The sequence below is a fragment of the Caulobacter sp. SSI4214 genome (assembly GCF_012184455.1).
Lineage (GTDB): Bacteria > Pseudomonadota > Alphaproteobacteria > Caulobacterales > Caulobacteraceae > Caulobacter > Caulobacter vibrioides_E.
This window is the reverse complement of record NZ_SZWJ01000005.1, coordinates 1-26900: the sequence shown is the minus strand read 5'-3', so window position 1 is coordinate 26900 and position 26900 is coordinate 1. Positions and strand designations below refer to the sequence as shown.

Here is a 26900-nt window from a genome sequence, read left to right as displayed (position 1 = left end):
AACTTTGAAATCCGGACGTCACACGCCGCCCTCAACTGCGGGGTTTCAAGGTCGGAGGACAAAGTTGGTGCGCCGAGGTTTGGCTTTTGTCGGTTTCCTGGGGTGCGTGGCGCCCGTCGCGGCCCAAGCGCAGGCGCAGGCTCAGGACGTCAAGCCGGCCGTCGCGCCGGCTCCGTCGCCGACAGCGGCTCCCGCGCCGAAGGCTCCGACCAAGAAGCCGCCCCCCAAGTCCGTGACGCCCGAGGATCTCGACAACGAAGTCGACGCCATCACCATCACCTCGACCGGCAAGCCCTACGGCGCGGTGCTCGGCGACATTCCGCCGGAAGAGACCTTCAACGCCGCCGATGTCCGCGCGTTCGGGGTCAGCTCGATAGAAGACCTGTTGTCCGAGTTGACGCCCCAGACCACCAGCGGCCTTGGCGGGGATCCGATCCTGCTGCTTAACGGCCGCCGCATCTCGGGCATGGGCGAGATCCGCGACATTCCGACCGAGGCCATCCAGCGGGTCGAGATCCTGCCGGAAGAAGTGGCGTTGAAGTACGGCTATTCAGCGGACCAGAAGGTGGTCAATATCGTGCTGCGCCAGCGCTTCCGCGCCCAGACCGTCGAGGGCTTGGTCGGCAGGCCCACGGAAGGCGGTCAGACGAACGAACAGGCCAACTATTCCCGCCTGCGGCTGAACCGCGATGGTCGCATGAACGTGGCGGTCAAGCTGCAGCACAGCGACAAATTGCTGGAAAGCGATCGCGATCTGATCAGCATGGGCCAGACCGGCCTCTATGATCTGGTCGGCAACGTCGGTCCCGCCGCGCCGCGCCTCGGCGCCGAGATCGACCCAGCGCTTAGCGCCCTGGTCGGCGCGCCCGTCACCGTCGCCGGCGCGCCCGCTTCCGCCGCGAGCGGTCGACCGGCGCTCTCGGCTTTCGCGCCGACCGCCAACCAAGCCAACACCAGCGACCTTTCCCACAGCCGCACCCTGCTGCCGGAAAGCGCCCAGCTCACGATCAACACGGTCTATAACCGCTACATCCTGGACAACGTCTCGGCGACGTTGAACCTGGGTCTGACCGCATCTCAGAACGACTCCCTGCTGGGTCCGGCGCGAGCGCGGCTGACCGTGCCGGCCGGCGATCCCTTCTCGCCATTCAGCCAGGACGTGGCGCTCTATCGCTATCTGGGCGAGCTTTCCCCGCTGGGTCAGACCTCGCGCAATCTTTCGGGCCACCTGGGCTTCACGCTCAATCGGGAGACCGAGGCCCTGCGCCTGTCCCTGACCGGAACCTACGACCACGCCGTCAACAAGACCGAGACCGATCGCGGCGTCGATCTGACCAGCGTCCAGACCCGCCTGGCGGCGCTCGACCCGACCCTCAACCCGTTCGCGCCGCTGACCGGAACCCTCCCCGTCACCACCGACCGCGCGCGCTCGACCAGCGACACCGGCGATCTGCAGTTCGTGGCCAACGGCGCCCTGGCCCATTTCAAGGCCGGCGACTTGTCGACCACCTTCAAGCTCGGGCTAGACGGTTCCAGGCAGGAGTCGACCTCGATCCGCTCGGGACTTTCGACCGACACCAGCCTGTCGCGTGGCGACTTCAACGGCCAAGTCAGCTTCGACCTGCCGCTGACCAGCCGACGCCGAAACGTGCGCGCGGCGCTCGGCGACTTCTCGGTGAACGTCCATATGGGCGCGCACAAGCTGTCGGATTTCGGGACCCTGGCTTCGGTGGGCGGCGGCCTGAACTGGTCGCCGGTCAAGCCGGTGAGCTTCCTGGTTTCCTATACCGAGACCGACAACGCCCCCAGCTTGGCCCAGTTGGGCAATCCTCTGGTCACGACGCCGGACGCGCGGGTCTTTGACTACGTCACCGGACAGACGGTGGATGTCACCCGCGTCAGCGGCGGGAACACCGGTCTGAGAGCCGAAACGCGCCACGCCCTGAAGCTGGGCGGGACCTATAAACCGACCCAGATCGACGGCCTGTCGATCACGGCCAACTATACGCGCATCCGAACCGACAATCCGGTGGCGGGCTTCCCGGCGGCCACGGCGGCGGTCGAGGCGGCCTTCCCGGACCGCTTCACTCGCGACGCGACCGGAGCCTTGACGCGCATCGACAGCCGGCCGGTCAATTTCCAGCGTCGCGAAAGCGACCAGTTCCGCTGGGGCTTCAACTTCTCGCACCAGATCGGCAAGACGCCGCCGCGCCCCGAGCGTCCGCCGGGCCAAGGCTTCCCAGGCGCGGACCTGCTGCGGCGAGGCGGCCCAAGCGGGGGCGACGCCAACGGGGCCAATAGCGGCGATCACCCCTCCTCCGCCCCGCAAGCGGACGGCGCGGTCGCGTCGCGCGATCCGCAACCCCAGACCGCGCCAAGCGACGGCAATGCGCCCCGTTCGGAGGCGGACGGCGGAAACAGGAATTTCGGAGGCGGTCAGGGCTTTGGCGGCGGGCGGGGCGGCTTCGGGGGCTTCGGCGGCCGAGGCGGCGGCAACCCGCGCGCCACGCGCCTGCAGCTATCGCTGTACTACACCGTCCACCTGCGCGAAAAAGTCTGGATCGCCAACGGCCTCCCGGCCCTCGATCTCCTGAACGGCGACGTCCTAGGCTCTGGCGGCGGCCAGTCGCGCAACGAAGTCGAGGCCCAGGTCGGCATCACCCACTACGGCCTTGGCGCTCGCGCCACGGCCAATTGGCAAAGCGCGACCCACGTGCGCGGCGGGACCCTGGGCGGCGCGTCCAGCGATCTGGACTTCTCCAGCCTGGCGACCATCAACCTGCGGCTCTTCGCCGACCTGAGCGTTCGGCGCGAACTGGTCCAGACCCATCCCATCCTGCGGGGCGTGCGCCTGACCCTGGCGGCTAACAACCTGTTCGATCAGCGCCAGACCGTCCGCGACGCCACCGGCGCCACACCCATCACCTACCAGCCCGACTACCTGGACCCGCGCGGCCGCGTGCTGCAGTTCAGCGTTCGCAAGCTGATCTTCTAGCGCCCCCTAAATCCCCGCGAGCTGTCGGCGGATGCGCCTGGGCGGATATCCCTCGGGATCGAACCGGCCCGTTCGGCGTTTCCACCGGCATGTTGCTTACAACCGAGGGGGAAGTCGCCATGACCGTGGCTCAACCGGCCGTGCGTTCCGAAACCGTCGCGACGGCCTCCCCGCCCCTGATCGCGCCGCATCGCCTGGCGCTGTTCCTTGATCTCGATGGCACCCTGGCGCCGATCATGCCGCGCCCGGACGACGTGGGGCCCGACCCACGCCGCGCGCGGCTTCTGGCCCGCCTGATCGCGGTGCTGGACGGGCGCCTCGCCGTGGTGAGCGGTCGGTCGCTGCCGGACCTCGACCACATTCTGGGCGGCGGCGTGCGCGCGATCGCCGCCGTGCACGGGCTGGTGCGCCGCACCGCCGACGGACAGTTGGTCGACCGCGAGCCTCACCCGGGGTTGGAAGAGGCTCGGCGCATCCTCGGCGAGCTGGCCGATTGCGAACGCGGGCTGCTGTTCGAGGACAAGGGCCTAAGCATCGCCCTGCACTACCGCAACGCTCCGGCCTGCGCCGAGGCCGTCAACGAGGCGGCCGAGCGCCTGTCCCAGGCCACCGGCTTGGTGCTTCAGCAGGGCGACATGGTCGCCGAGTTGCGCACGCCCGGCGCGGACAAGGGCGCGGCCGTGCGGGCCTTCCTACGCGAGACGCCTTTCACTAACGCCACGCCGATCTTTGTCGGCGATGACCTGACCGACGAGGACGGCTTTACGGCCGCCGACCGTCTGGGCGGCTTTGGCGTGCTGGTCGGCCCGGCCCGGCCGACGGCGGCGCGTTACCGGCTCAGCGACCACGAGGCCGTGTTTCGCTGGCTGGACGGACTGCGGATCCCGATGGAGGCCAGCGCATGAGCCGGCTGATCGTCGTATCCAACCGTGTGAACCCGCCGAACCCGGCCGAGGGCGGCGAAGGCAGCGTCGGGGGCCTGGCCATGGCCCTGGCGGCGGCCTTGCGCGAATATTCCGGCATCTGGTTCGGCTGGAGCGGCAAGACCATCCCGGAGTTCACCGGACAGCTGAACATGCAGCGGATCGAGGGCGTGACCGTCGCCACGGTAGACCTCGAGGAGACGGACTATCAGGAATATTACAACGGCTACGCCAACAAGACGCTATGGCCGCTGTTCCATTATCGCGTCGACCTGACCGCCTATGACCGCTCGTTCGGCGAGGGCTACGACCGGGTCAACAAGCGCTTCGCCGAGACTCTGCTGCCGTTGATCGAGCCGGACGACATCGTCTGGGTTCACGACTATCACCTGATCCCACTGGCCCGCGAGCTGCGGCGCATGGGCGTAACCAATCGGATCGGCTTCTTCCTGCACATCCCCTGGCCGGCGCACCAACTGGTGGTCACCCTGCCGCGCCACCGGGCGCTGGTGGAGGCCCTGTTCGACTACGACCTGATCGGCTTCCAGACCGAGGAGTCGCTACAGGCCTTCGAGGGCTACGTGTTCTCCGAGGTGCAGGGCCGCAAGACCGAGCGCGGCGAGCTCGAGGCCTTCGGCCGCGGACTGAAGGCTCAAGCCTTTCCGATCGGGGTCGACGCCAAGGACTTCGCCCAGATCGTTCAAGGCGAGACGGCCCGCAAGGTCTACGACCGAATGATGGCCCACAGCGTGTTTCGCAAGATGGTCGTCGGCGTCGACCGGCTTGACTATTCCAAGGGGCTGGAGGAACGGCTGATCGGCTTCGAGCGGTTCCTGCACGACCATCCGGACCTGCGCCGCGAGGTGATGCTTTTGCAGATCGCGCCACTCTCGCGCGACGAGGTCGAGGCCTATCAAGATCTGCGGACCCGGCTGGACGGCCTGATCGGACGGATCAACGGGGCCTATGCGGAGATGGATTCCACCCCCATCCGCTATGTCAATCGCTCGTACCGGCGCGACGAGCTGGCGGGTGTCTATCGCGCCAGCAAGGCGGCCCTGGTCACGCCCTTGCGGGACGGCATGAACCTGGTGGCCAAGGAGTACGTGGCCGCCCAGGCTCCCGAGGACCCAGGCGTCCTGATCCTGTCGCGCTTCGCCGGAGCCGCACGGCAGATGAAAGAGGCCCTCATCGTGAACCCCAACAGCCCGGAGGAAATCTCCGACGCTCTGGAGCGGGCGCTTTCGATGGACCTCGCCGAGCGCAAGCGACGCTGGGAAGCTCTCTTCGATAACGTCAACCGCGAGGACGTCACAGCCTGGCGCGACGACTTCGTGGCGGCGCTGCGGGCCGATCCGGAACCGGACGCGGATAAGCCAGAGCCCCAGGAGAAGACGCCGGTGCGAAGCCTGGATGTCGCGGCGAAGGCGCTGCGCGAGCGAGCGGCCGAAGCCCGAGCGATGCGCGGGTAGCCCGTCGGGCAGTCCCCGGACTAGCGCCCTTCTTCCATACCCTCGATCAGCTTCTTCAGCTTGGCCACTTCCTCGGCCTTCAGCGGACGGTGCTGGGCGAAGTGGCTGATCAGAGGCGCGAGCTGACCTTCGAACAGGCGGTCCAGAAGGCCTTGGCTCTCTGACAAAACATAGGCGCTGCGGTCGATCAGCGGGCGATAGCCGTGCTTGCCGTCCGCGCGTTCGGACTTGATCGCCTTTTTCTTCAGAAGCCGATTGATCAAGGTCTTGACGGTGGCCTCGCCCCATTGCTGCGACGCGCCGACCTCGGCGACCAGCTCGTCGGCCGATAGCGGCGCGCGGCGCCACAGCGCTTCCATGACATGGGCTTCGGCGGCGGTGATGTGCATGACGCTTACATCCGTAATTCTCGCCGACGATAGGCGCGCCGCCACGCGTGTCAAGCACGCGGGACGGTCGCGGGGCCGAGGGCGTCACCGAAATCGCCGTCCGGCGCGACGGGCCGCGGCGGCGACCGTCGTCTTAGGCCGTCATTGTCAATGACACCGGTTTCCACTAGAGACATCACAAACCCGCCAAGCGGGGATGTGCGCCTTATTCGAGGGAGGAACCGCGGCGTGACCGTTTCTGAGGCCGACAGCGAGGTTTTCGCCCCCGCGGTCATCGCTCCCCAATTCGTCAAGGCCCGCCAGGATGGCGTCAGCGTCCCCGGCTATCCGGGCGGCGTGATTCCCGCGACGGTCGCGGAAGGTTATGCCGTTCAGGACATCGCCATCGGTCTTTGGCCCGACGAACTGGTTGGCTGGAAGGTTGGCCTCGTGCCGCCGCAGCACCGCGAACGCCTGGGCGTCGACCGTCTGGCGGGCTGCATCTTCAAGTCCAAGGTCCAGGGCGCCAAGAGCGGCGAGCCGAACGCGTTCCGCGCCATCGCCGGCGGCTTCTGCGCCGTCGAGGCCGAATTCATCGTCCGCGTCGGCAAGGACGCCCCGGCTGACAAGACTCAATGGACCGCCGAGGAGGCCGCCGACTATGTGGGCGAGCTATTGGTCGGCGTCGAGATCGCCGGAAGCCCGCTGGCCACGATCAACGCCCTGGGTCCGACCGTGGTCATGTCTGACTTTGGCAATAACGATGGTCAGATCATTGGTCAGGCCATTTTGAACTGGCGCGACATCGCCTGGGAAGATATGCCGGTCGAGACCTTCATCAACGGCCAGTCGGTCGGCGTGGCCACCGCCGCGACCATTCCGGGCTCGCCCCTGGCGGCCCTGGCGTTCCTGCTGGGAACCGTCGCGGCGCGCGGCAGGCCGTTGAAGAAGGGCATGATCGTCACTACCGGCGCGACCACGGGCATCCACGACGTGGTCGCCGGTGACGTGGCCCACGTGAGCTTCGGCCCCTTCGGCAGCGTGGACTGCGTCGCCGTTCCGGCGAACTAGAACGAGACGCGGGCGCGACGACCGAACACGGGCAGCAAGTCCGGCGGCCGCCGCGCTCCTGACATTGGGAAGGAAGATCGGTCCATGGACGCTATCAAGCCGCCCGCGCCCTCCGAAAAGATCGGGCGCTATCGGTGGGTGATCGTCACGCTGCTGTTCGCGGCGATGGTCATCAACTATGTGGATCGTCAGACGATCGGCCTGCTGAAGGCCAATCTTTCCAAGGAGTTCGGCTGGGACGAAACCCATTATGCCGACCTCGTCTTCTACTTCCAGCTGGCCTATGCCGTGGCCTATCTCGGCTGGGGCAAGGTGATGGACAAGATCGGGGCTCGCTGGGGCTTCGGCGTCGCCTTCCTGATCTGGCAAGTCGCCCACATCGCCCACGCCGGCGCGCGCGGCTTCACCGGCTTCATGGTCGCCCGCATGGGGTTGGGCATCGGCGAGGCCGGCGGCTTCCCGGGCGGCATCAAGGCCGTGGCCGAGTGGTTCCCCAAGAAGGAGCGCGCCTACGCCACCGGCCTGTTCAACGCCGGCACCAATATCGGCGCCATCGTCACGCCGCTGGTCGTTCCGGGCGTCGTGCTGGCCTTCGGGTGGCAGATGGCCTTCATCGTCACGGGCGTCGCCGGCCTGATCTGGCTGCCCATCTGGCTGCTGGTCTATCGCCGCCCGCGCGAGCAGAAGCGCCTGTCGGCCGCCGAACTGGCCTATATCGAGCAGGACCCCGCCGACCCCGTCGAGAAGATCGGCTGGGCCAAGCTGCTGACCAAGAAGGAAACCTGGGCCTTCGCTCTCGGCAAGTTCCTGATCGACCCGATCTGGTGGATGTTCCTGTTCTGGCTGCCCGACTTCCTGGGCAAGACCTATCACCTGGACCTCAAGACCTTCGGACCGCCGCTGATCGCCATCTACCTCATGAGCGACGTCGGCTCGGTGGCCGGCGGCTGGATGTCCTCCACGCTGATGAAGAACGGGGCCAGCATCAACAAGGCCCGCAAGCTGACCATGCTGGTCTGCGCCCTCCTCGCCGTGCCGGTGATGTTCGCCGCCAACGCCAGCAATGTGTGGCTTGCCGTGCTGATCATCGGCGTCGCGACCGCCGCTCACCAGGGCTTCTCGGCCAACCTCTACACCCTCCCCTCGGACGTCTTCCCACGCGGCGCGGTCGGATCGGTCGTCGGCATCGGCGGCATGCTGGGCGCGTTCGGCGGCATGGCCTTCTCCAAATATATCGGCAAGGTGCTGGATGGCATCGGCACCTATGCGCCGATCTTCCTGGTCGCCGGCTCGGCGTATCTGGTCGCGCTGCTGGTCGTCCACCTGCTGTCGCCGAAGATGGAACCGGTGGAATTCGGCAAGGGCTGACCGGCGTCTGGACGGTTGGATCTAAAGATCCAACCGTTCGGCCATCAGCGCTCGCATCCCCGCCAGAAGTCGGACGCCCTGATCTATCGTCAACGCCCGATCACGACGCCCGGTCGCAAGCAGCCAGGCGACACTCCGATAAACCCTGCTATGACGCCTCTATCAAACTTGGGCGACATTGCCGGATATGATCCGCAAACTGACCGATAAACCCATCGCGATCGCCGCCGACCATCGCGGGGCGGACTTGAAGACGCACTTGAAAACCTGGCTCGCCGCCAATGGCTACACGGTGACGGACCACGGAACCAACCAGAGCGCTGAACGCGTCGACGCGATGGACTACGCGGTCGCGCTGGCGGCCGAGATCCAGGCCGGTCGTTGCGACTTCGCGATCGGGATCTGCGGCAGCGGGCAGATGATGGCGATCACGGCCAACCGCTTTCCGTTCATCCGGGCCACCCTACTTCATACGCCAGACGAAACCCTTTCGGCTCGACAGCACGGCGACGCCAACATGCTGGTGCTCGGAGCCGATCTCACGCCCCCGGGAACGGCCGAGCGCATCCTGGCGACGTTCCTGAATACCGCCGCCGAAGGCGACCGATACGCCGAGCGTCGCGAGCGCCTAGCCAAGCTGGATATTTCCGCGCTCAAGACCCTTTGCCGCAAGCTGTCGGAACGGATCGAGCGACGAAGCGCCCCTAAGCGGTCGCGCCTTCCGCCGCCGCGCCCAGTTCCCCGGCCGCGCGGGCTTTGCGGCCATAGACCACCTCGAACAGCGGGCTGGCCATGACCGTGGTCACGATCGCCATCAGCACCAGCATCGAGAACAGCGTCAGGCCGATCACGCCCTTCTGCAGACCGATATTGATGATGATCAGCTCCATCAGGCCGCGCGAGTTCATCAGCGCGCCGATGCCCATGGCGGTCGAATGGTTCTCGCCCGTCAGGCGAGCGGCGACGTAGCAAGCGCCCCACTTGGCCAGGACCGAGGCCGCCAGCACGCCCAGGGCGATCAGCAGCAACTGGGGCGAATTGACCATGTCCATGCGGGTGTTCAGCCCCGAATAGGTGAAGAACATCGGCAGCAGCAGCACCACCGCGATCGGCTCGACCTTCTTCTTCAGTTCCTCGACCAGCAGGCCGCGCGGCATGACCACGCCCAGGATGAATCCACCGAAAATGGCGTGGATGCCGACGGCGTCCATCAGGAAGGCCGAGACGCAGAAGGCCAGGATGACCAGGGCCAGCACGTGGCTGGTCATATGCCCTTCGCGTTCGACCATGCGCCCCAACGGCGCCAGGATCCGAGGTCCCAGCAAGGTGACGAAGGCCGCCCAGGCCAAGCCGCCGCCGATGGCCAGGACCGCGACGCCAGGACCGCCGCCGAACGTCGCCAGCACCAGCGCCAGCACGCACCAGGACACCGCGTCGTCAAACGCGCCGGCGGTCAGGGACAGCGTGCCGAGCGAGGTCTTGGCCAGACCCCGCTCGTTGATGATCCGCGCCAGCATCGGAAAGGCCGTCAGGGCGATGCAGGCGCCCATGAACAGCGTGGCGTTGGCCCGGCTGATGCCGACCGCGAACAGACCCGGGACCTTGAGCAGGAACGGCGTGATCAGGGTCGCGATCAGGAACGGCGCGACAATGCCGGCGAACGACACGCTCATCGCGCTCTTGGCCTTGGCCTTGAAGTGCCCGGCGTCAAACGTCGCGCCGACCATGAACATGTAAAGGCCCACGCCCAGTTGGGCGCCGACATAGAGGACGTTCTTCGTCTCCTTGGGGAAAAGCGCGGCTTGAAAGCCGGGGAACAGCAGCCCCAGCAGCGACGGTCCCAGCACCACGCCGGCGATCATCTCCCCGACCACCTGGGGCTGACGCAGCAGCTTCTGGCCCAGCCAACCCACCACGCGGCACGTCAGGACGATAACCGCCAACTGAAGGAAAAAATGAACCGAGAAGTCGCCGGGTGTGAAGCCGTGCGGCGCGCCAGCGGCCGCGGGTCCGTGCGCGCTCAGAATGTCCGCCGCCGTGGCGATCGTGCGCGCGATCAAGTCCGACACCGTGCAAGTCCCCTAACGCGATCGGATCGCCTTTCCGCCAGCCTCGGGTCGCGCAAAGGACTGGGCCACGGCGCTATCGGGCGCGGGCATTCCTGCCGCGAGCTTCATACAGTTGTTTTTATTGGAAAAATTTCCAACGTCATAACGACGCTCGGTAGTAACACACCCAAAAGACAGCCTTGTCAATTTGGTGCGAGACGCCGCCGCGATGGCGTTCAAGCGATGCCCATGCGCTTAGGGAACGCCCGCCGTCGTCGCGACGCGGATCGTCATGCTGAAAGGCGAGCCCGCCGACGAGGGCGCGGCTGCGGCGGTCGGCGCGATCTCGGCCTTCGCCGCCGCGACTTGGACCGGCGCCGGTTCCGCGGAGATCAGCGGCGGCGAGGGCGCGGGCTTGGCGGCGACATAGATCAGGCGGTTTCCCTTACAGGTCCCGGCGTTGTAGAGGCCCTTCAGATAGCCGCGCCGCACCATGCCCGCCTTGATCGCCTGACGGACCTGCTCGTCGTGCGCCTCGGCGCCGGTCAATCGCCGCACCCAGCCGCGCATCGGAATTACATCGGAGACCACGCTGGCCACCGCGCCCAGCACCGGCTTGGATAGACCGCCCTCATCGCGCTTCTTGTCCTTGGGCTCGTCGTAGTCCTCGCCCAGCACCGCGTCGAGTTGGTCGATCTCGGCCTGCAAGGGCTCGCATCCCGGCGACGGCGGCGCATAGGGATCGGTCGCGGCCTTCTTCAACAGGTCCGGAATTTGCGAGCGCACGACGTTGATATCGCGCAGCGGCGAGACCATGGCCGAACCCAGGCTGTCGCTGCTGGCCTGGTCCGAGGTCTGGGGAACCTTGCTTTGCTGGCCCGCCCTCGCCTCGGCCGCCGCCATGCCCAGGCACAGGGCTAGCACCGCCGCGCCGCATCGGGCGACCGACGAACCTGTCCCTTGGAAAGATCGCGACCTCATCTCCAGCCCTCGCGCGATTGAACTTGCGGCCAATCAACCCGGGAAACGGCTCCGTCGTTCCCGATGCGCGCGATCGTGGCGGATTGAGGACGAGCCGCGGCCGCTCAAGAAAAAGCCCCCGATCTTTCGACCGGGGGCTCGTTCTTATCCGAGAGACGGAGGGCTTAGCGGATGACCCGCGCGCCCTTGCCCTTCATCACGGCCTCAACCTCCGCCTGGCGCACCATCGAGGTGTCTCCCGGCGTGGTCATGGCCAGGGCGCCGTGGGCCGCGCCATACTCGACGGCGGCCTGCGGACCCTTGCCTTCCATGAAGCCGAACGCCAGGCCCGAGGCGAAGCCATCGCCGCCGCCGACACGGTCATAGATCTCAAGGTTCTCGCGCATCATCGAGGCGTAGAACTCGCCGCCGGCGTACAGGATCGCCGACCAGTCGTTGACCGAGGCGGTCTTAGCGTTGCGCAGTGTGGTCGCGGCGACCTTGAAGTTGGGGAACTCCTTCACCGCCGTCTGGATCATCTTCTTGAAGTTGGCCGGGTCGATCGACGAGATGTGCTCGTCCAGGCCTTCGACTTCGAAGCCCAGGCAGGCGGTGAAGTCTTCTTCGTTGCCGATCATCACGTCGACATACTGGGCGATGTGACGGTTGACCTTCTGGGCGCCTTCCTTGCCGCCCTGCGACTTCCACAGGCTGGCGCGGTAGTTCAGGTCGTAGGAGATCACGGTGCCGTACTTGCGGGCGACCTCCACGGCCTCGATAACCGCCTCGGCCGTGTTGCTGGCCAGGGCCGCGAAGATGCCGCCGGTGTGGAACCAGCGCACGCCTTCCTCGCCGAACAGCTTTTCCCAGTTCACTTCGCCGGGACGGATCTGCGAGGCGGCCGAGTGGCCCCGGTCGCTGCAGCCGAGCGCCGGACGGACGCCGAAGCCCTTTTCGGTGAAGTTCAGACCGACGCGCGTGTTACGGCCCAGGCCGTCGAACTCGCGCCAGATGATGTGCGAGGTGTCGACCCCGCCCTGCATCATCAGATCCTCGACAAGCCAGCCCAGGTCGTTCACCGGCAGGGCGGTGACCGCGGTCGAGCGCTTGCCCCAGCACTTCCGGAAAGCGCGGGCGACGTTGTATTCGCCGCCGCCTTCCCAGACCTGAAACTGACGCGCGTTGCGAACCCGGCCGAAGCCCGGATCGAAGCGCAGCATCACCTCGCCGAAGCTGGCGCAATCCCACTTCGTTTCCGAAGCCGGGCGAATGTTGAGGATATTGTCGGTCATTGGTGTCTCTAGGCCTTCCCACGAACCTTCTTGATCAGGTCTACCGTCTCGCGGACCTTCTTGGAGATGCCCGCGTAGTCCTTGGCGTCCAACAGCTCCTGCGTGATGAGCTTGGAGCCCATGCCGGCGGCGACGATGCCCGCGCCGAACCACTTCTTGACCGAGGCCTCGTCCGGATCGACGCCGCCCGTCGGCATGATGCGGGTCCAGGGCATCGGGCCCAGCACCGCCTTGACGAAGTCGGGACCGCCGACCGACGAACCCGGGAACACCTTGACGATCTCGCAGCCCAGCTCTTCGGCGTAGGAGATCTCCGAGGCCGAGCCACAGCCCGGCGAATACGGGATCTTGCGGCGGTTGCAGACCTTGGCGACGTCGGCGTTTAGGATCGGGCCGACGACGAACTTGGCGCCATTGGCGATATAGATGCCGGCGGTCGGGGCGTCGACGATCGAGCCCACGCCCATGATCACGCGCGGATCGGCCTTATCGAAGTACTTGGTGACTTCGTAGAAAACATGGCTGGCGAAATCGCCGCGGTTGGTGAACTCGATGCAGGGCGCGCCGCCGTCGGCGCAGGCCTGGATCACGTTTTTACAGACCTCGACGTCGGGGTGATAGAAAACCGGGATCACGCCCTGCTCCATCAGGGCGGTCAGCACCGCCATACGGTCTTTCACCATCGTAAACTCCTTCCCGAAGGATCGATCTTGCGCGGAAGACTTTCCTGGGTCGCCGCGCGGGCAAGATTTCGCCGGAACTGGCTGAGTGCGATCCCTTAGACCGCGTCGCGTATGAGCGCCACATCCGGGGCTGCCGCAACGTCAATTTTGGATCGCTGGCGCGCTCGATAGGCTCGACGAGCCGGAACGCCGTGTCTCTCCCGTGCTTCCTTCCCCATAGCCTCTCAGACGACGCCCGCCCCGCTCGAAGCGCAAAAACGAGGGCGTCGGATCACGCCGACGCCCCGTTAAGTTTGCGCAGGAGCGAGCTCAAAGAGCCGCGAACGAGACGGACCAACCCAAACGCCGGACCGAAACGTATGACCTCGGAGGAATTGGCCAGGCCACTTAGCCACCGGTGTCATTCGCAGATAAACAGAAACCGACGATGAGCGCAAGCGGGGAGAAAAGTCGGTCCTCGATAATGTCAACGACTTGAAAACGCGAATGTTTACGACAGCCCGAAGAACGGGGATCGCCTGATATCCAGAGCGCCCCGCGAAGACCGAGACTTGCGAGCAACCGTGAGGGTCACGGGCTCGAGGGCCAATGGGCGGGGAAGCTCCCTATCCGCCGATTGGCCAAGCCTTCGTGGGGAAATCGGAGGTCCGCGCGCTGGCCGATCAGCCGGTATTTCTCAGGCCCGCCGCGATGCCCGCCACGGTCAACTGGATGGCCAGGCGCAGGTCCTCGTCGGTGTCCCCTCCCCGACGGCGCGAAAGCAGCTCCAGCTGCAGGTGATTCAGCGGGTCGACGGAGCGGCCCGCCAAGGCCACCGACTCGGCGAGGTCTGGCTGGTTGTCCAGCAGGGCCGAGCCGCCGCGGATATCCAGCGCCAGGCGGCTGGCGGCGTCATGCTCGCGCTGGATGGTCGCGAAGATCCGTTCGGCGTTGGCCTGGTCCGGAGACAGCGTCACGTAGCGCGCCGCGATGCCCATGTGGCTCTGAGCCAGGGCCAGCTCCATGTTCGACAGAAGCGACGCGAAGAAATCGAAACTCCTCGCCAGGTCGCGCAGTTGGTCGACCGACAGCCCAGCCCGCTCGACGCCCGAAGCGAAGCCGTACCAGCCCGGCAGCATGAAGCGGGCCTGCGACCAGCTGAACACCCAGGGGATGGCCCGCAGATCCTCGATCTTGCGGCTGGCGGTCCGCGAGGCGGGACGACTGCCGATATTGAGGCCGACGATCTCGCTGATCGGCGTCACCGACCAGAAGAAGTCCTCGAAGGCGGGGTCGTCGTAAACTAGGGCGCGGAAGCCATGGAAAGAGGCCTCGGCCAGGGCCGTCATGGCGGACTCGACCTTGGGATCGGGCTGGTGGATCGGACGCTCGCTGGCCATCAGAACCGCGGCGGCCAAGCCGTCGAGGTTGCGGCGGGCCGTGGGCTGGTCGCCGAAACGGCGGGCGATCATCTCGCCCTGCTCGGTCATGCGGATGCGGCCCTGGACCGTGCCGGCCGGCTGCGCCAGCACGGCCTCGGCGGCGGGACCACCGCCTCGGCCGACGCTGCCGCCCCGGCCATGGAAAAGCTGCAAGCCCACGCCCATCCGGTCGGCCTCGAACGCGAGGGCCGAAGCCCCCTTCGCCACCCCGCGCCGGGACGCGACATAGCCGCCATCCTTGTTGCTGTCGGAGTAGCCCAGCATGATCTCCTGCACCGGCCGGTCGCCGAGGATGGTCCGCGACAACGGAAGCTCCAGCCACTGGCGCAGTACGGCGGGGCCGTTCTCCAAGTCGCCGATGGTTTCGAACAGCGGCGCGACCTTGACCGAGGCGCGCGGCGCCGCCCCGCCCCACACCAGCCCGACCTGCTTGAGCAGCACCAGCGGCTCAAGAATGTCCGACAGGGTCGCGGACTTAGAGATGATGTAAGCGCCGATACAGCCGTGGCCGTAGTCGCGCACGGCCTGGGCGGCGGCCTCCATCGTGGCCAGCTCCTTGGTCGTCTCCTCGCCATAGGCGGTGAACGGCGAGACCAGCGGCCGCTGATGCGACAGCTCCTCGATCAGCACCTTACAGCGCGCCGCCTCGTCGAGCTTCAGATAAGCGACGCCCGTGCCGGCGCGCTGGAACAGCTCGTCGAGGGTCCGCTCGTGGACATCGGCGTTCTGACGCAGGTCCAGGCTCATCAAGTGGAAGCCGCAGGCCTTGGCCACCTCGACCAGGGTGCGCAGCGCCGAGCCCACCAGGCGTTCACCGCCGTTGCGCTCCAGACTGTCGATGATCACGGTCAGGTCGGCGACGAAGGCGTCCGGGTGGCCGTAGGGCTCGACCTCGGTCGTCCCCGTGGCGAAGGCGACAGGCTGGCCCGTCAGCTTCTGCGACACGGCGGTCAGGCGGTCGAAGATCAATTCCAGCGCCAGGCGATAAGGCTCGTCCAGCCGGTGGACCGACGGGTCGCGGGTCTGGGCCGCCAGGGCCAGGAGCTCCTCGGACACCGGCGTATAGGCGGTGGAGACCGCCAGATTGGACCACAGCTTGCGCACCTCGCCGGCGTACCAGTCGAGGATCACGCGGGACTGCGAGGCGAAGGCCAGCTTCAAGGTCTCGCCGTTGACGCCGGGATGGCCGTCACGGTCCCCGCCCAGCCAGGACCCCATCTTCAGCAGCGGCGCGAGATGGCCGTGCGAGCCGATCTTGGCCGTCCAGTCGCCGTAGAGGTCGATGATCGCGGGCAGGATCGAGGTGCGGACGATCGACAGGGCGTTGCGGATCTCGTCCTTCACGGTGATCCGCTCGGGGCGATAGAGACGGGTCCGCCACATCAGCGCGATCTCGCGGAACAGGCTCTCGCGGATCTCCGCGTCCAGGTCCGGCGGCAGGTGGTGGCGGCGCAGGGCCATCAGGCGCGAGATCTCGGTCTCGCGATCGACCATGCTGCGGCGGCGAACCTCGGTCGGGTGGGCGGTCAGCACCGGCACGACGTTCATGGCGGCGAACGTTCTCGCCAGGGCCTCGCCGCTCATGCCTTGGGCCTTCAGCGCCCGAACGGCGTCGATCAGGGTGCGCGGGCGCGCGTCTCCGGGCTGAGCTTCGGCCTCGGCGTGGCGGCGACGGCCGGCGACGTCCTCGCCGATATTGGCCAGCAGCGAATGGCTGGCGAAAGCCCGCGCCAGGAACACGGCCTGGTCGGTGGTCAGGTCGGCGAACAGGTGATCGAGAACCGGCGCTTCGCCCGTGGCCTCCTCCTCGCGCGAGGCGGCCTTACGCGCCTTGGCCACCAGGTCGGCGGCCTCCTGCCCGTCCAGATAAGCGATCGCCTCGGACAGCAGCTCGCTCAGCAGATTGGCGTTCTGACGGACGTGACGGCTGGTGGGGCGGTCAACGTTGATCGACAGGGCCGGGTTGCGCATGGGCGGGCTCCTGGGACCGCCGGACGGACGACCCCGAACTGGAAAGTGTCTAGAGAAGGCGTCGGCGCGGCAGGTGCTGACGTTACGGCGCCCTCTAGCGCGCTTCACCGGAACGGAAAACCCAGGCCGCACAATGGTTGCGCTACCATTGTGGATTTGCGCGTTTTTATTTCGTCAACGCGCCAGCCAGCCGCCATCGACGGGCAGAGTAATGCCCTGCACATAGTCCGAGGCCGGCGAGGCCAGGAACACGGCGGCGCCGCCGATGTCCTCCGGACGCCCCCAGCGCCCCGCCGGGATGCGCGCCAGGATCGCCGCGTTGCGGTCGGCGTCATTGCGCAGCGCCTCGGTGTTGTTCGTGTCGAAATAGCCGGGCGCGATGGCGTTGACGTTGATCCCCTTGGTCGCCCACTCGTTGGCGAGGATCTTGGTCAGCCCCGCAAGGCCCGACTTGGCGGCCGTGTAGGACGGCACGCGGATGCCGCCCTGGAACGAGAGCAGACTGGCGATGTTGATCACCTTAGCCTGCCCGCCGTCGACGCCCTGCTTCAAGGCCTGCTTGGCGAAGGCCTGGGTCAGGAAGAAGACGACCTTCAGGTTGGTGTCCATCACCGCGTCCCAATCGGCCTCCGAGAACTCGATCGAGTCCGCGCGGCGGATGATGCCGGCGTTGTTGACCAGGATGTCGACCTTGCCAAACGCGGCGACGGTCTCGTCGACCACGCGCTGGACCGGTTCGGTCGAGCCGAAGTCGGCCTTGATCGACAGGAACTTGCGGCCCAAGCCCTCGACGGCCTTCTGGGTTTCCGTCGGCTCGCTGCGACCCGCCGCGGCGATGTCCGCGCCAGCGGCCGCCAGGGCGATGGCGATCCCCTGCCCGATCCCGGTATTGGCGCCGGTGACGAGCGCGACCTTGCCTTCGAGGCTGAACGGATTGGTCATGTCGAGTTCCTGTCCAAAATAGGCGCGCTCCCGGATAAACCAGGCGGTCGCTACGAGACCCAGGGCCGCCAGTCAGGGCGCCCGCAACGGGGGTCCCGGCTACAAGTCGCGCTCCGGCCGGGATGACGCGGAGCGCGACGGCCGAAGCCTTACTTCAGCTGGCAGATGTCCAGCACGTTCATGTCGGTATAGTCGAGGTTCTCGCCGCCCATCGCCCAGATGAAGGTGTAGTTGGCGGTGCCCGAGCCCATGTGGATCGACCACGGCGGGCTCATCACGGCTTCCTCGTTGGCGATCACGATGTGACGCATCTCGTCCGGCTCGCCCATGTAGTGGAAGACCCGGTCGTTCTCGCCGAGACCAAAGTAGAAATAGGCTTCCGAGCGGCGATCGTGCAGGTGGGGCGGCATGGTGTTCCAGACGCTGCCCGGCTTCAGCACCGTCATGCCCAGGAGCAGTTGAGCCGACTTGCAGGTGGTCGGCACGATGTACTGGTAGATCGTGCGCTCGTTGGAGGTTTCCAGCGCGCCGCGCTCCAGCGGGATCGCGTCGGCGAAGGCCAGCTTCTTGGTCTCGAACGCGGCATGGGCCGGCAGGCTGACCAGGTAGAAGCGCGCGGCGCCGTCGACGCCTTCGAAGGTCACGTCCTTGGCGCCCATGGTGACGTAAAGGCCGTCACGCGGCACGATCTCGTAGACGACGCCGTCGACGGTGACCTTGCCGGTCGTCTCGCCGACGTTGATCAGGCCCAGTTCTCGGCGCTCCAGGAACGGATGACCGGCGGCCGAGGCCGGCTCGGTCTGGTCGGGCAGCTTGATCGGGCTGGTGGCGACGACACCGCCGACGACGAAGCGTTCGGCGTGATTGTAGGTCAGGACGATCTGGCCGTCCTGAAACAGACCTTGCATCAGGTAGCGGTCGCGCAGGTCGTCATTGCTGACCGCGAACATCATGTCCGGATGGGTGGCGTGATAGGTCTTGGCGAACATCGGGAAGTCTCCGGAAAGGGTGTTCTATTCGGCGGCGGCGCGCAGCGCGGCGGGACGAGCCCAGTCCGGACGCCGGTCCAGCTTGTAGGCCTTCTTGGGCAGGTTGTAGGTCAGGTCGACGATCAGCTCCTCGGCCTCGACCAGGTCCATCCGGTGTTCGGCGACCATCCGAGCGAGGAAGGCGCTGTCGACGCGACGCGCGACATCGTGACGGGCCGGAATCGAGAGGAAGGCGCGGGTGTCGTCGTTGAAGCCGACGGTATTGTAGAAGCCGGCGGTCTCGGTGACCTGCTCGCGGAAGCGCATCATGCCTTCCGGGCTGTCGTGGAACCACCAGGACGGACCCAGCTTCAGCACCGGATAGTGGCCGGCCAGCGGGGCGAGTTCGCGGCTGTAGACCGTCTCGTCCAGCGTGAACAGGATCACCGACAGGCGCGGGTCGTTGCCAAGGCGGGTCAGCAGGGGCTTGAGCGCATCCACGTACTCGGTGCGCATCGGAATATCCGCGCCCTTGTCGCGGCCGTGGGTCTTCAGCAGGCCGACATTGTGGTTGCGGTGCGAGCCGGGGTGGATCTGCATGACCAGCCCGTCGTCCAGGCTCATCTTGGCCATCTCGGTCAGCATCTGGGCGCGGAAGAGCTCGGCCTTTTCAGGCGTCACGTTGCCCTTCACCAGATCAGCGAAGAGGGCCTCGGCCTCGGCGTCGCTCAGGTCGGCCGTGGCGGCGGTCGGGTGGCCGTGGTCGGACGAGGTGGCGCCGGCCTCGATAAAGGCCTGGCGGCGCAGGCGGTGCGCTTCGAGATAGGACTTCCAGCTGTAGACGTCCTGGCCGGACGCCTCGGCGAAGCGCTCGAAGGCGCGCGGGCCGCGCTCGTCCTCGAAGTCGATGACCGCGTCGGGACGATAGGCGGTGATCACATGGCCGCCCCAGCCGCTCTCGCGGATCGCCTTGTGATGATCCAGGCTCTCGTGCGGCCCCTCGGTGGTGGCCAGGGTCTCGATGTTGAAGCGGTCGAACAGAGCGCGCGGCCGGAAGGCCTCGGTGGCCAGGGCCGCGTTGATACGGTCGAAATAGTCGTCGGCGGTGGAGGCGTCCAAGAATTCGGTGAAGTCGAAGACCTGGCTGAACACGTGGTTCAGCCACACCCACGACGGCGTGCCCCGGAACAGGTGGAAATTCGACGCGAACAGGCGCCACGCCTCGCGCGGATCGGTGTTGGGAACGCCAGCCTTGGAGCGCACCTTCAGCGCGTCGAGCGAGATGCCCTGGCTGTAGAGCATCCGGAACAGATAGTGGTCCGGCGCCAACAGCAGGTCGGTGGCGTCCTGGAAAGGCGCGTTGGTCGAAAACCAGCTGGGATCGGTATGGCCATGCGGGCTGATGATCGGCAGGTCCTTGACCAGACCGTAGAGGCCGCGCGCGTAGGAGCGCGTCGCCGGATCGGCGGGGAACAGCCGATCGTCATGGAAATTGAGCGGCCTGGCCATATCGCGTTCCCTCATTCCAACCGTGTGGACAGCTTCGAGACCGGCCGTCGCGGGCCGTTGGTAACCGGTGTCACGACCCGTTGCAAGAAACTAGACGGGCATTGTGACGAGTTGTTCTCAGGACTTCGGCGGCGGCGCCGAAGACTCCCGCAAAACCAGATAGGGCGCGGTCGGAGCCGGATCGCGCGCGTCGCGCGTCTCCTTCCCGATCAGCTTTTCCGCGGCCAAGCGGCCCACCTCGCGCGTGGGGATGTGAATCGTAGTGAGCGGCGGCCAGACAGACTGGGCGATCTGGAAGTCGTCGAACCCGACGATGGTCACGTCCTCGGGCACGTTCAGACCGGCGCGGCGCGCGGCTTGCAAAGCCCCGGCGGCCATTTCGTCGTTGGCGCAGAAGATGGCGGTCGGACGTGGCGTTCTAGCCAACAGCGCCTCGCCCGCGGCGACGCCCGACTCGAAGGTGTAGGCCCCCTGCGCCACGTAATCGGGATCCAGCGCCAATCCGGCCTTCCTCAGCGCGTCCTCGAAGCCGCCCAGGCGCTCGTGCGAGGAGCGGAAGTTGGGCAGGCCGGTGACGAAGCCGATGCGGGTATGGCCCAGGTCGACGAGATGCTGGCCCATGACCTCGCCGCCCAGACGGTCGCGGCCGACGATCATATGCTCGGGCTTGTCCAGCTCGACCGACGCGATGCGGATATAGGCGCAGCCGATCTCGCTGAGCAGTCGAGCGACGCTCTCGTCCTCGGAAACCGACGGCGGCAGCACGACGCCAAACAGCTTCTGCCGCTCCACGAAGGCGCGGATATCGTTCAAGAAGGTGGGGCTGGCGCGATTGCACGGGTGGACCACCAACTCGAAACCGGAGCCTCGCAGCCCATCCAGCAGCCCAAGCTGCATGTTCACGACATACTGTGGGTTGGGATTGTCGTAGACCATGCCGATCAGGAACGAGCGCCGGAAGGCCAAGCCCCGAGCCTGAGGATCGGGCGCGTAGCCCCACTCGGCGATCACCGCTTCAATGCGCTCGCGGGTTTCGTCGCGAACGAACGGGGACTGATTGATGACCCGCGACACCGTCTTCTTCGAAACGCCCGCCAGTCGAGCGATGTCGTTGATCGTGGCGCGCTTGCGGCCGCCCTCGACGCCGAGTTCACTGTCTTCCGGATCCGAGGAAGGCGTCTTCGAAGAGTCCACGGCGTTTCCAAGCAGCTCTGAGCGTTTTCTTTTGTCATACTCCAGCCCGGCGAGCATCGCCAACTGGAGCTGAAACTGGCCTTGCGAGAGCCGTGACACCGGTTACCATGCGTCACGCCCCCACAATTGGCGACACCAAACTCCGCGGCAACGAAGATCGATGACACAAACCACGCTGACGCCTCGCGAATCGATTCATCCGGTGGACCCGCGCGACCACGTGGCGACCGCGCTGCGCGACCTGGCCGGCGGCGAGCGGATCGACCTGCCCCAACAGACGATCACCATCGCCGTCGACATCCCCAGGGGCCACAAGATCGCTATCCGCGCGGCCAAGGCCGGCGAGGACGTGCTGAAATATGGTTGGCCGATCGGCCGAGCCACGACCGACATCGCGGTCGGCGACCACGTGCACGTCCACAATGTCGCCACGCGGCTCGAGGGCCTGGAAGGCTATGCGTTCGCCCCATCGACTCCGGAGCTTGAAGTCCGGTCCTCCGATCGCGTCTTCGCGGGTTATCGACGCAAGAATGGCCGGGTCGGCACGCGCAACGAGATCTGGGTGCTGTGCACCGTCGGCTGTGTCGCCAACACCGCCCGCCGCATCGCAGAGAAGGCCAGCGCCCGCTTTGCGGGCCGCGTGGATGGCGTTCACGCCTTCCCCCATCCGTTCGGCTGCTCTCAACTGGGCGACGACCTCGCTCACACCCGAGCGCTTATCGCGGCCCTGGCCGCCCACCCCAACGCCGGCGGCGTGCTGATCCTGGGGCTGGGCTGCGAGAACAACCAGCTGAAGGCTTTGCTGGACAGCGCGCCGGAAATCGATCGCGATCGGCTCCGGAGCTTCACGACCCAGATGGTCGAGGATGAGCTGGAGGACGGCCTGGCCGCCATCGAGTCCCTAGTCGCGATCGCCGAACAGGACAGGCGCGAGCCGGTCCCGATATCGGAACTGGTCGTGGGCCTCAAATGCGGCGGCTCGGACGGTTTCTCGGGCGTGACGGCCAATCCGCTCGTCGGCCGCATCGCCGACAAGGTCGCCGAGACGGGCGGGACCCCGGTGCTGACGGAGATCCCCGAGGTCTTCGGCGCGGAAAACGTTCTGCTGCGGAGAGCGGCCAGCCGCGATGTTTTCGACCGCGCCGTCGCGGTGATCGACGACTTCAAGCGCTACTTCATCGACAACGACCAGCCCATCTACGAGAACCCTTCGCCGGGCAACATCGCCGGCGGCATCACCACGCTTGAGGAAAAGTCCCTGGGCGCGGTGCAGAAAGGCGGTCGCGCGCCGCTGGTCGAGGTGCTGCGCTACGGACAGCGCGTAGGCCCGCGCGGGCTGACCTTGTTGGAGGCGCCGGGCAACGACGCGGTCTCGTCGACAGCCCTGACCGCCGCCGGGGCGACGGTGATTCTATTCACCACCGGCCGCGGCACGCCGCTGGGCTTCCCGGCCCCGACGCTGAAGATCGCCTCCAATTCAGGCCTGGCCCAGCGAAAGCCGGGCTGGATCGATTTCGACGCCGGCCAGGTGCTCGACGGGGTTCCGATGGACGACGCAGCCGGCCGGCTGATGGATCTGGTGATCGACACCGCCTCGGGGGCGCTGACCAAGGCCGAGCTGAACGGCGAGCGCGAGATCGCCATCTGGAAGTCCGGCGTCACCCTTTAACGGCCAAGCCGATTGCCACCTTGGACGGACTACAGCATGTAGACGCCCACACCTTCCGCTACGAAACCCCAGGCGTGCTTCCTTGACCGCTTCAGAGACCTCCCCCGCCCTGCGTCTGAACGCGACCAGCTATCCCGCCGCGATCCCGGGGACCGCCCTTCCCGCCTACGACCGCGACAAGGTCGAGATCGGCGTCGTCCACTTTGGTCCTGGGGCCTTTCACCGCGCCCACCAGGCTTTCTATTTCGACCAGTTGCTGGCCAAGGATCCGCGCTGGGGGATCTGCGCCGTCTCGCTGAAGAGCCCTGGCGTGCGCGACGCGCTGCAGCCGCAGGACGGGCTCTATGTCCTCGCCCAACTGGACGCCGAGACCACTTTTCGCGTGATCGGATCGATCCGCGAGGTGCTGGTCGCGCCCGAGGATCCGCCGTCGGTGTTCGCGCGGCTGGCCGCGCCGACGACCCGCATCGTCACCCTGACCGTGACCGAAAAGGGCTACACTCTTTCAGCTGAGGGTGGGCTGGACGAGACCCATCCGGACATCATCCATGACCTGGCCAATCCGCGCGAGCCGCGCAGCGCTGTCGGCTATGTGGTCGAGGGCCTGCGCCGCCGTTTCAGCGCGGGCCTCGCGCCCTACGCCGTCGTGGCCTGCGACAACCTCGCCGACAACGGCTGGCGCCTCAAGGCCGCCGTGGTGGCCTTCGCGGCCAAGATCGACGCCGAGCTCGCCGCCTGGATCGAGCGGGAAGCGCGCTTCCCTCGCACGATGGTCGACAGCATCACGCCCGCCACCGACGACGCCCTGCGCGCGCGCGTCCAGGCCGCGACAGGCCTGGAGGACGCCTGGCCCATCCAGCGCGAGGCCTTTACCCAGTGGGTCGTGGAGGACGTGCTGCCGGGCGATGCGCCGGACCTGGCCAGCGTCGGCGTCATCCTGACCGACGATGTACGGGGCTTCGAGCGCGCCAAGCTGCGTCTGCTGAACGGGGTTCACTCGACCCTGGCCTATGCCGGCATCTTGCGCGGCCACGAGACGGTGTTCGAGGCGATCAGCGATCCGGTGCTGGAAGCCCTGGCGCGCGACCTGATGGTCAAGGACATCATCCCGACCCTGACCGCGCCGAGGGGCCTCGACCTGGTCCAGTACGCCGAGGCCATCCTGGCCCGCTTCCGCAACCCCGAGATCCGTCACCTCCTGTCGCAGATCGCCTGGGACGGTTCGCAGAAATTGCCCTTCCGCATCCTGGGCACCCTGACCGAGACCTTGGAAGCCGGCCGCTCCATCGAGCGCCTGGCCCTGCCCCTGGCGGCCTGGATGCGGTTCGTGGCCCTCCGCGCCAAGACCGGCGAGGCCATCACCGATCCTCTGCATGACGCGCTGTCGGAGATCGGCAGCGGCGCGACGGGGGATGCTCATACCGACGTCGCCGCCTTCCTGGCGCTGGACAGCGTGTTCCCACCGGCACTGGCCCGCGATCCGACATTCGTCGAAGCGGTCGAAAAAGCCTACGTGGAGCTCGCTTGAAGCGCGCAAGGGCGCGCTACCGCGTGACCCCCTTCGCGGTCAGCACCGGCACGACGGTGCTGACCAGGATCCTCAAGTCGAACAGGAACGAGCGGCGCCGCAGATACTCGACGTCCAGAGCGACTTTATCCGGGATGGCCAGCTCGTCGCGGCCATTGATCTGCGCCCAGCCGGTGACGCCCGGCCGCAGCGCATCGACGCCGGCGGCCTGGCGCGCGGCGATGAGGTCGTCCTGATTGAACAGCGCCGGGCGCGGCCCGACCAGGCTCATATGGCCGATCAGCACGCTCCACAGCTGGGGCAGCTCGTCGAGGCTGAGCTTGCGCATGAGCGGTCCGATAGGCGTCAGCCAGCGGTCCGGATCTGCCAGCAAATGCGTGGCGACCTCGGGCGTGTCGATCCGCATGGTGCGGAACTTAGGCATTGGAAACAGCGCGGAGCCACGCCCCACCCTCTGGGACCAGTAAAGGCCAGGTCCTGGCGAGGTGAGGCGCACCAGCAGCCACAGCACGGCCAGCGGAACAGCCAGCACGACCAAGCCGATGGTCGCCGCCATAAAGTCGAAAGCGCGCTTCACGGGGCCTCTTCGGCGCTAGCCCAGATCGCCGCTGGCCGCGTCGAGCAACAGATAGGCCCGGCCCGCTTCCGAAGACAGCAACGCCGCCAGGAGGAAACCCTCGCGGTCCTGGCCAGCGGCCTCCTCGATCATCGACGCGTAGCGCTTCAGAAACCGTTCGGTGTTGCTCTTCAGCGGAGCGTCCGAGAACAGGCGCCGAACGAGACGGCGGATGGCGGCGGGCGCAAGGCGCTTGACGACCTCGCGAGCGCCAACGGCGTCGCGCGTCTGCAAGGCCGCGGCGATCTCGTCGATGCGACCGCGCGGCAGCAGCGCGTGCGGGTCGATGCCCATGGCCGAGATCTCGGCCGCCAGCTTCTCGCCCAGACCAGCGTCGCCAGGCGTGCTGCTTTCGATGCCCGACAGAAGGTTGCGCCAGCTCCAGCCCCCTTGGCCGTCCGGCTCGGGCGCGGGCTGACCGCGTTGGCCGCTGGCCTGCTCGAATACCGAACGGAACTCCTCGTCGGTGGCGGTCGGGGTCAGGCGCAGGCGGCGACGGTCGGTCGGCGGCGGCTCGTCCTCATCGTCGAACTGGGCCAGGGGCAGATTCTGCGGCGGCGTAGGCGGAGCCGTCGGGCGCGACCGCGCGGGCGGGGCGGTCGCCGGGGTCGCGCGGGCGCTGACCGTCGAAACGCCAGCGGCGGTGACCGCGCCGGCGGCTTCGCTGAGCATCTCGTAGTTGCGGCGCACGCGTTCCTGGAAGGCCTGATCGATCGCCGCGGTTTCCTCGGCCGTGCGGCGAACGGTGTTCATCAGCTGCTCGACGCCCTGCTCGATCGAGATCCGGACCTCGGCGGCCTTGCGCAAGGCCTCGGCCGGAAGGTCGGCGGTGCGCTTGCCGATCTCGGCCAGCATGGCCTCGAGCTCGTCCAGCGTCCCGCGCGCGGCGTTGACCGACTCCTGCAGCTTCTGCGACGTGCGCGCCCCGGCCTGCTCGACCATCTGAGCCGAGTGCTCGATAATGTCGCGGGCCTCTTCCATGCGAGCTTCGAACACCGCGTCCGCCTTCTGACCGGCGGCGAAGGCGATTTCGTTCAGCTGGTCCACGCGACCGCGCGCGGCTTCGACGCGGGCCTCGACGCCCGCGCCGGCTTCCAAAGCGGCCTTGGCCATGGCCTCCATGGCGGCCTTCAGCTCTTCCTCGAGCAGCGTGCGTTGGTTCTCGGCCACGTCGCCAATGGTTTCGAGCGTCTTCTTGACCTCGTCGGCCAGGCCCTCGCGCTGGGCGCGCGCGCCCTCGACCATCTCGCGGAACTGGTCGGCGGCCGCGCCGATCAGGCCCCGCAGGATCTCGGCGCCCATGGCGGCGGTGTCGGACAGCTCGGTGGCGCCCACCCGCGTGTAGGCGACGAACTCGGTGAGCTGCGCGGTGCGGGTCTCGGCCTCGGCGGCGAAGTCTTCCTGTTCCGAGCGCAGGGCTTGGCTGGCCTCGACCAGGGCTGCCCGCTGGGCGGCGAGGCTCTTCTCGACGGAGACGATCTGGTCGCCGACGCCATGGCCGGCGGTCTCCAGCCGAGCGATCTGCCGCGCTAGGTCCTCGGCCCCGACGCGCGCCGCGTCGGACGCCTCGGCGGCGGCGGCGGCGAGATCGGCGGCGCGGGCGGCTAGGGCGGCCTCGGCTTCGCGAAGCTGGGTCTCGGCGAGGTCGGAGGCCTCGGCCACCATGCGGGCCTGGCTTCCGATCGCATCGACCACCGCTGTGGAGCGGGCGTCCAGCGACTGCGACAAGGTTTCCATGGCCGAACGCTCGTGGCCCAGGCCTTGGGCCAACTGGTTGGCCATCTTCACGGACTCGTTGGCCGCCTCGGCCAGACGCGCGGTTTCCTCGGCGAGGGCCTGGCGCAGCGAGACGATATGCTCGCGGGCGCGCTGGGCGGCGGCGGCGTACGACGAGGCGGCCCG

Annotated in this window: 20 protein-coding genes; 8 read left to right on the top strand and 12 right to left on the bottom strand. The window is 67.1% G+C overall.

The genetic code is table 11. The features are described 5' to 3' along the window. Positions 1-106: 106 nt before the first annotated feature. From FCU40_RS02545 to otsA, 3 genes are all read left to right on the top strand, one after another. A complete protein-coding gene (locus FCU40_RS02545; RefSeq protein ID WP_241693532.1) occupies positions 107-2995 on the top strand; it encodes a TonB-dependent receptor in 2889 nt (962 codons plus the stop codon). A 119-nt stretch (positions 2996-3114) separates the two neighbouring features. Continuing rightward, positions 3115-3900 (top strand): trehalose-phosphatase, encoded by a 786-nt coding sequence (gene otsB / locus FCU40_RS02540; protein WP_168072676.1) that lies wholly within the window; start codon positions 3115-3117, stop codon positions 3898-3900. Further along, positions 3897-5390, top strand: a complete 1494-nt coding sequence (otsA, locus tag FCU40_RS02535; RefSeq protein WP_168072675.1) for an alpha,alpha-trehalose-phosphate synthase (UDP-forming) — start codon at positions 3897-3899, stop codon at positions 5388-5390. Before otsB ends, otsA begins: the two co-directional genes overlap by 4 nt. Positions 5391-5410: 20 nt before the next feature. Here otsA and FCU40_RS02530 read toward each other — a convergent pair whose 3' ends face one another. Next, a complete protein-coding gene (locus FCU40_RS02530) occupies positions 5411-5779 on the bottom strand; it encodes a BlaI/MecI/CopY family transcriptional regulator (RefSeq protein WP_168072674.1) in 369 nt (122 codons plus the stop codon). Between the two features lie 228 nt (positions 5780-6007). Between FCU40_RS02530 and FCU40_RS02525 the strand changes: the two genes are divergently transcribed. The 3 genes from FCU40_RS02525 (at position 6008) to FCU40_RS02515 (ending at position 8993) form a co-directional block, all read left to right on the top strand. After that, the gene (locus FCU40_RS02525) at positions 6008-6829 is read left to right on the top strand and encodes a fumarylacetoacetate hydrolase family protein (protein WP_168072673.1); all 822 of its coding nucleotides are present in this window, start codon (positions 6008-6010) and stop codon (positions 6827-6829) included. Positions 6830-6892: 63 nt separating this feature from the next. Continuing rightward, positions 6893-8197: an MFS transporter gene (locus FCU40_RS02520; RefSeq protein WP_035016998.1), complete on the top strand. Its 1305-nt coding sequence runs from the start codon at positions 6893-6895 to the stop codon at positions 8195-8197. Positions 8198-8384: 187 nt separating this feature from the next. Next, entirely contained in the window at positions 8385-8993 is a 609-nt protein-coding gene (locus FCU40_RS02515; RefSeq protein WP_206677290.1) for an RpiB/LacA/LacB family sugar-phosphate isomerase, read from the top strand. Here the strand turns inward: FCU40_RS02515 and FCU40_RS02510 are convergent. The 9 genes from FCU40_RS02510 to FCU40_RS02470 all read right to left on the bottom strand — a co-directional run bounded on the left by FCU40_RS02510 (position 8902) and on the right by FCU40_RS02470 (position 21185). Then, the gene (locus FCU40_RS02510) at positions 8902-10266 is read right to left on the bottom strand and encodes a cation:proton antiporter (protein WP_168072672.1); all 1365 of its coding nucleotides are present in this window, start codon (positions 10264-10266) and stop codon (positions 8902-8904) included. The two genes, FCU40_RS02515 and FCU40_RS02510, sit on opposite strands and share 92 nt — an antisense overlap. Positions 10267-10500: 234 nt before the next feature. Continuing rightward, positions 10501-11226: a hypothetical protein gene (locus FCU40_RS02505; RefSeq protein ID WP_168072671.1), complete on the bottom strand. Its 726-nt coding sequence runs from the start codon at positions 11224-11226 to the stop codon at positions 10501-10503. 164 nt (positions 11227-11390) lie between these two features. Continuing rightward, on the bottom strand, positions 11391-12497 hold the full coding sequence (locus FCU40_RS02500; RefSeq protein WP_004616829.1) for a sugar kinase: 1107 nt from the start codon (positions 12495-12497) through the stop codon (positions 11391-11393). An 8-nt stretch (positions 12498-12505) separates the two neighbouring features. After that, positions 12506-13180 carry a bifunctional 4-hydroxy-2-oxoglutarate aldolase/2-dehydro-3-deoxy-phosphogluconate aldolase gene (locus FCU40_RS02495; protein WP_168072669.1) on the bottom strand — a complete coding sequence of 225 codons (675 nt, stop codon included), beginning with the start codon at positions 13178-13180 and terminating at the stop codon, positions 12506-12508. 662 nt (positions 13181-13842) lie between these two features. Continuing rightward, positions 13843-16572 carry a phosphoenolpyruvate carboxylase gene (gene ppc / locus FCU40_RS02490; protein ID WP_168072668.1) on the bottom strand — a complete coding sequence of 910 codons (2730 nt, stop codon included), beginning with the start codon at positions 16570-16572 and terminating at the stop codon, positions 13843-13845. Positions 16573-16746: 174 nt separating this feature from the next. Beyond that, positions 16747-17514: a 2-dehydro-3-deoxy-D-gluconate 5-dehydrogenase KduD gene (gene kduD, locus FCU40_RS02485; protein ID WP_168072667.1), complete on the bottom strand. Its 768-nt coding sequence runs from the start codon at positions 17512-17514 to the stop codon at positions 16747-16749. 149 nt (positions 17515-17663) lie between these two features. Further along, positions 17664-18503, bottom strand: coding sequence for a 5-dehydro-4-deoxy-D-glucuronate isomerase (gene kduI / locus FCU40_RS02480; protein WP_062099878.1), 840 nt, complete (start codon positions 18501-18503; stop codon positions 17664-17666). 24 nt (positions 18504-18527) lie between these two features. Then, the gene (gene uxaC, locus FCU40_RS02475) at positions 18528-19991 is read right to left on the bottom strand and encodes a glucuronate isomerase (protein ID WP_168072666.1); all 1464 of its coding nucleotides are present in this window, start codon (positions 19989-19991) and stop codon (positions 18528-18530) included. A gap of 117 nt (positions 19992-20108) precedes the next feature. Further along, complete coding sequence (locus tag FCU40_RS02470; protein ID WP_168072665.1) at positions 20109-21185, bottom strand: LacI family DNA-binding transcriptional regulator; 1077 nt, start codon at positions 21183-21185, stop codon at positions 20109-20111. Between the two features lie 160 nt (positions 21186-21345). On the opposite strand from FCU40_RS02470, the gene FCU40_RS02465 reads away from it, so the two are divergent. Together FCU40_RS02465 and FCU40_RS02460 are read left to right on the top strand one after the other, a co-directional pair. Then, positions 21346-22854 (top strand): altronate dehydratase family protein, encoded by a 1509-nt coding sequence (locus tag FCU40_RS02465; protein WP_168072664.1) that lies wholly within the window; start codon positions 21346-21348, stop codon positions 22852-22854. An 82-nt stretch (positions 22855-22936) separates the two neighbouring features. Beyond that, on the top strand, positions 22937-24382 hold the full coding sequence (locus FCU40_RS02460; RefSeq protein ID WP_168072663.1) for a mannitol dehydrogenase family protein: 1446 nt from the start codon (positions 22937-22939) through the stop codon (positions 24380-24382). 16 nt (positions 24383-24398) lie between these two features. Here FCU40_RS02460 and FCU40_RS02455 read toward each other — a convergent pair whose 3' ends face one another. After that, complete coding sequence (locus FCU40_RS02455; protein WP_168072662.1) at positions 24399-24959, bottom strand: sugar transferase; 561 nt, start codon at positions 24957-24959, stop codon at positions 24399-24401. Between the two features lie 15 nt (positions 24960-24974). After that, a partial coding sequence (locus tag FCU40_RS02450) for a polar localization protein TipN (protein WP_168072661.1) occupies positions 24975-26900 on the bottom strand: 1926 nt, incomplete at its 5' end.